This is a genomic window from Mesorhizobium sp. M7A.F.Ca.CA.004.06.1.1 (genome assembly GCF_003999135.1).
GTDB lineage: Bacteria > Pseudomonadota > Alphaproteobacteria > Rhizobiales > Rhizobiaceae > Mesorhizobium.
Genome location: NZ_RZPQ01000476.1, coordinates 1 through 4,636, shown reverse-complemented (window position 1 = coordinate 4,636; position 4,636 = coordinate 1). Strand labels below are relative to the sequence as shown.

General features: G+C 63.9%; 3 protein-coding genes and 1 pseudogene. 1 reads left to right on the top strand and 3 read right to left on the bottom strand.

What is annotated here, in order from left to right; translation table 11 throughout:
- Positions 1-1,671: ABC transporter ATP-binding protein/permease (locus tag EN906_RS23770; protein ID WP_164777311.1), on the top strand; the 1,671-nt coding region annotated here is incomplete at its 5' end.
- A gap of 36 nt (positions 1,672-1,707) precedes the next feature.
- Here the strand turns inward: EN906_RS23770 and EN906_RS23765 are convergent.
- From EN906_RS23765 to EN906_RS38440, 3 genes and pseudogenes are all read right to left on the bottom strand, one after another.
- Positions 1,708-3,222 carry a malonyl-CoA synthase gene (locus tag EN906_RS23765; protein WP_127267931.1) on the bottom strand — a complete coding sequence of 505 codons (1,515 nt, stop codon included), beginning with the start codon at positions 3,220-3,222 and terminating at the stop codon, positions 1,708-1,710.
- A 175-nt stretch (positions 3,223-3,397) separates the two neighbouring features.
- Positions 3,398-4,138, bottom strand: a complete 741-nt coding sequence (locus EN906_RS23760; protein ID WP_127267930.1) for a GntR family transcriptional regulator — start codon at positions 4,136-4,138, stop codon at positions 3,398-3,400.
- A gap of 401 nt (positions 4,139-4,539) precedes the next feature.
- Positions 4,540-4,636 (bottom strand): annotated as a pseudogene (locus EN906_RS38440) (ribulose-phosphate 3-epimerase); the annotation flags it as partial.

The following is a 4,636-nucleotide window of genomic DNA, read 5'->3' as shown; positions in this document are numbered from 1 at the left end:
GTCTGGAACCGTTCGATGTTCGATGCCCTCGAGCAGCGCAACGCCCGCAGCGTCTATTTCCTCAGCGCCGTCTTCGTGCCGCTGGTAATCTGCAGCGGCAGCCTTGTCGTCGCGCAGGTCTACCTGCGCATGACGATCCAGCGCCGCTGGCGTTCCTGGCTGACCACCGCGGTCATCGCGCGCTGGCTGGCAGGCGGCCGCTACTACCACCTGAATCTCGTCGGCGGCGACCACCAGAACCCCGAGGCCCGCATGACCGAGGATCTGCGCATCGCCACCGAGTCGCCGGTCGATTTCATCGCCGGCGTCCTCAACGCGTTCCTGTCTGCCTCGACCTTCATCGTCGTGCTGTGGACCATCGGCGGCGCGCTCACTTTGCCGATCGGCGGCGAGAGCATCACCATCCCCGGCTTCCTGGTCATCACCGCGATGATCTATGCCGCCATCACCTCGACCGCGATGGTGGTCATCGGCCGCAATTTCGTCCAGCTCTCCGAGCGGAAGAACCAGGCGGAGGCCGAACTGCGCTACACGCTGACGCGCGTGCGCGAAAACGGCGAGAGCATCGCCTTGCTGGGCGGCGAGGAAGAGGAGCGCAGCGGCATCGACAGGAATTTCGGCCATGTGCTGAGGCAATGGGCGCTGCTGACGGGCCAGCACATGCGCACGGCGGCGGTGTCGCAGGGATCGAGCCTGTTTGCGCCGGTCGTGCCGATCCTGCTGTGCGCGCCAAAATTCCTCGAAGGCTCAATGACGCTTGGCGAGGTGATGCAGGCAGCGTCCGCCTTTGGCATCGTGCAAGGCGCGTTCGGATGGCTGGTCGACAACTACCCGCGTCTTGCCGACTGGAACGCCTCCGCGCGGCGCATAGCATCGCTGATGATGTCGCTCGACGGGCTCGAGCGTGCGGAGCAGAGCGACGCGCTTGGGCGCATCCAGCACGGCGAAACCGATGACGGTGCCATGCTCAGCCTCGACGATCTCTCCGTGACGCTCGACGACGGCACCGCCGTGGTCAAGGAGACCGAGGTTGCGATCGAACCCGGTGAGCGGGTGCTGGTGGCCGGCGAATCCGGCTCGGGCAAGTCGACGCTGGTGCGGGCCGTCGCGGGCCTGTGGCCGTGGGGCGGCGGCAGCGTCAATTTCCACGCCGACAGGCGACTGTTCATGCTGCCGCAACGCCCCTACATCCCCTCGGGCACGCTTCGCCGCGCGGTCGCCTATCCCGCGGCGGCGGATAAGTGGACGATCAAGCAGATCAAGGCCGCCCTCGACAAGGTCGGCCTCGCCTACCTTGCCGAAAGGATCAAGGAAGAAGCGCCATGGGACCAGACGCTGTCGGGCGGCGAAAAGCAGCGTCTCGCCTTCGCGCGCCTGCTGTTGCACCGCCCCGATATCGTCGTGCTGGATGAAGCAACCTCGGCGCTCGACGAGAAGAGCCAGGACACCATGATGGCGACGGTGATCCGTGAATTGCCTGATGTCACCATCATCAGCGTGGCGCACCGGGCCGAGCTGGAAGCCTTCCATAGCCGCAAGATCACCTTGGAACGGCGCGAGGGCGGCGCCAAGCTTGTCAGCGACATCAACCTCGTCCCACGAAAGCGCAACCTGCTGAAGCGCGCCTTGTGGGGCTCCGGCAGTCGGGCCGAAAGGTCGCGCAAGGAGTAAGGCGAGTAAGGCGCCCCTGCCCCAGGCGCCGCACAACTATGATGCGTATATGTCCTTGTAGGTGTCGCGCAGCAGGTTCTTCTGTACCTTGCCCATGGTGTTGCGCGGCAGTTCATCGACGAAGATCACCCGCTTCGGATGCTTGTATTTCGCCACCCGCCCGGCGATAGCGGCGAGAATTTCGGCATCGGTGATCCGCGATGACGGCGCCCGCACGACGACAGCGGTGACGCCTTCGCCGAAATCCGGATGGGCAACGCCGATGACGGCGCTTTCGCTAACCCCGTCGAGCGCGTCGATCTCGCTTTCAAGTTCCTTCGGATAGATGTTGTAGCCGCCCGATATGATCAGGTCCTTGCCGCGGCCGACAATGTGGACGTAGCCGTCGGCGTCGATCATGCCGAGATCGCCGGTGATGAAAAAACCGTCGGCGCGGAATTCCGCCTTGGTCTTCTCCGGCATGCGCCAATAGCCGCCGAAGACGTTGGGGCCTTTGACCTCGATCATGCCGACCTCACCCTGCGCAAGCGCTGCGCCGCTGTCGGGATCGGCGATGCGGAGCGTGACCCCGGGCAAGGGGAAACCGACGGTACCGGCGCGCCGCTCGCCCTCATAGGGGTTCGAGGTGTTCATGTTGGTCTCGGTCATGCCGTAGCGTTCGAGGATCGCGTGGCCGGTGCGCTCGCGCCAGGCCTTATGCGTCTCGGCCAGCAGCGGCGCCGACCCGGAAATGAACACACGGATGTTTTTTGCCGCCTCATGGTCCAGCCCATCCTGCTGCAGCAGGCGCACGTAGAAGGTCGGCACCCCCATCAGGGCGGTGGCGCGCGGCAGCAGCGAGACGATGCGGGCCGGATCGAACTTCTGCTCGAACAGCATCGAGGCGCCGGCCATCAGGACGACATTGGTGGCGACGAACAGGCCGTGCGTGTGGAAGATCGGCAATGCGTGGATCAGCACGTCGTCTCCAGTGAAACGCCAGTGCTCGACCAGCACGCGCGCGTTCGAAGCAAGGTTCTCGTGGCTGAGCATGGCGCCTTTCGAACGGCCGGTGGTTCCCGACGTGTAGAGGATCGCCGCGAGGTCATCCGGCCCACGCGCTACGTCATGAAAATCCATCGGCAGCCGCGAGGCTCGATCGGGCAGCGATCCCCGGCCGTCGCGGCCGAGCGTGACGGTGACGGCGCCCGACTTTTTCGCCAGCGCGCCGACGTCGGCCGCTCTTGCCGGATCGCAGACGACCAGGCGTGGCTCTGCGTCGCCGAAGAAATACTCCAGCTCGGCCAATGTGTAGGCGGTGTTGAGCGGCAGGAAGACGGCGCCGGCTCGCAGGCAGGCGAGATAGAGCAGGACCGCTTCCGGGCTCTTCTCGACCTGCACGGCAACGCGGTCACCGGGTTCGACATCGAGTTGCAGGAGCGCATGCGCAAGCTGCGCCGAGCGGGCCAGCATATCGCCATAGGTGAGCGAGCGCCCATCATCGGTTTCCATCAGCAAGCGCGCTGGCGCCGGCATCCGGGACCGGAACGCATCGAACAGATGATTGCTCATGAAGACATCCCTGGGTGCGGCGGCGCTGAGCATGCGCCTGTCGCGGCATGCCTCGGCGGCGAGGGTTCGCGGTTCTTGGCCGCGCCGTCAAGCCCGCCGACAGCGGTTCACGCCAGCCTCGCCGACGCAGAGTGCGAGCAAGAAACGAGCGCAAGAGCCCGCCGGGAATCGGCTGTTATCGCCGAGCGCGTTTGCCGGCGAGTTCCTTCGTTTCGTCGTCCTGCTCGAAGCGCTTCATGCACATGGCGGCAGTCAACTGGTAATGGTTGAGCAGTGCCTCGACGGCACCGTCGGCATTGCCGTCCAGGGCACATTCGGCGATCAGGCGATGCTCGCCGAAATCGTCGCGCTGGACGCCCTCGCCATCATTGGCCATTTGCCGGTAGCGATAGGCGTGATCGGAGAGCTGGTCGCAAAACCCCACCAGCCATTGCGACCGGCAGGCCGAAATCAACACCCTGTGGAAGATACGATGCAGCCTCTCCCAATCGGGATTGAGCGAAAAGAGAGCCTGCGGAGACAGACGTGACGCGCGTCCCAGGCGATGCAGCGCCAGCACGAGCTGTTCTTCCCATTCGGCGGTGCGGTGGGCGATGGATTCGCGAAGCGCCCGCTCCTCGAGCCAGCAGCGGGTGCGCGTCAGCTCCTCGAGTTCCGACGCACTGACCGGCATGATGAAGAAGCCGCGCTGGTCGTGCCGGCCGAGAAGTCCTTCCGAGGCGAGGCGATTGAGAGCTTCGCGGACAGGCGAGGCGCCGGCTCCATATTTGGAGACCACCCATTCCACCCGCAGCTTGCTCTCGGCCTCAAGAACACCCCCGAGAAGATCGTCCCGCAATTGCTGATAGACCGTACTGGCAAGCGTACTCTTCGGTCCCGCAGCGTCGTCGTTCAGATTGGCAGCTCCGTATGTCATAGCGACTCCTTGTCCCCAAGACTTGTCCTGGGCGATTCGAGTCCGAAAGCATTCGCCTTCTCGTACTTGTACCATACAGTGCGAGCATTCGCCTGCTCAAGCACAAGATCACGTTATTGTACTTTAGCTCGAAGGAATATGCGGCATCTGGAGCTCAATGCTGTAATTCCGCGCATTTTCACAACCTGCGGGAACTTAACATGTTTTGTATGCACGCAAGAGAATCTGTTCTTTCTGTTCTTTTGTATGCGCGCGGGATCAACTGTCTGCTGTGAGGACCCTTGAGGCCGAATCAGGCAGCCGCTCCAGATCCGATACCGTTGCGCATCAGACCATCACAAGCCTCGGCCGGTACCAGAACCTTAGCCGGCATGCCGGGCTGAACGCGGGAAAAGCGCTGGTTAGCCGGCTGCGTGGTCGGCTGCCGTCCTGATCGCCTGGATATTCTGACGGTAAGCCTCGACGCTGCCGCCTTTGAAGATGGCGGCGCCCGCCACC

Excerpts from the sequence above, each read along its gene's own strand:
- EN906_RS23765 (WP_127267931.1), bottom strand. The coding sequence starts at position 3,222 with ATGAGCAATCATCTGTTCGATGCGTTCCGGTCCCGGATGCCGGCGCCA.
- EN906_RS23760 (WP_127267930.1), bottom strand. The coding sequence starts at position 4,138 with ATGACATACGGAGCTGCCAATCTGAACGACGACGCTGCGGGACCGAAG.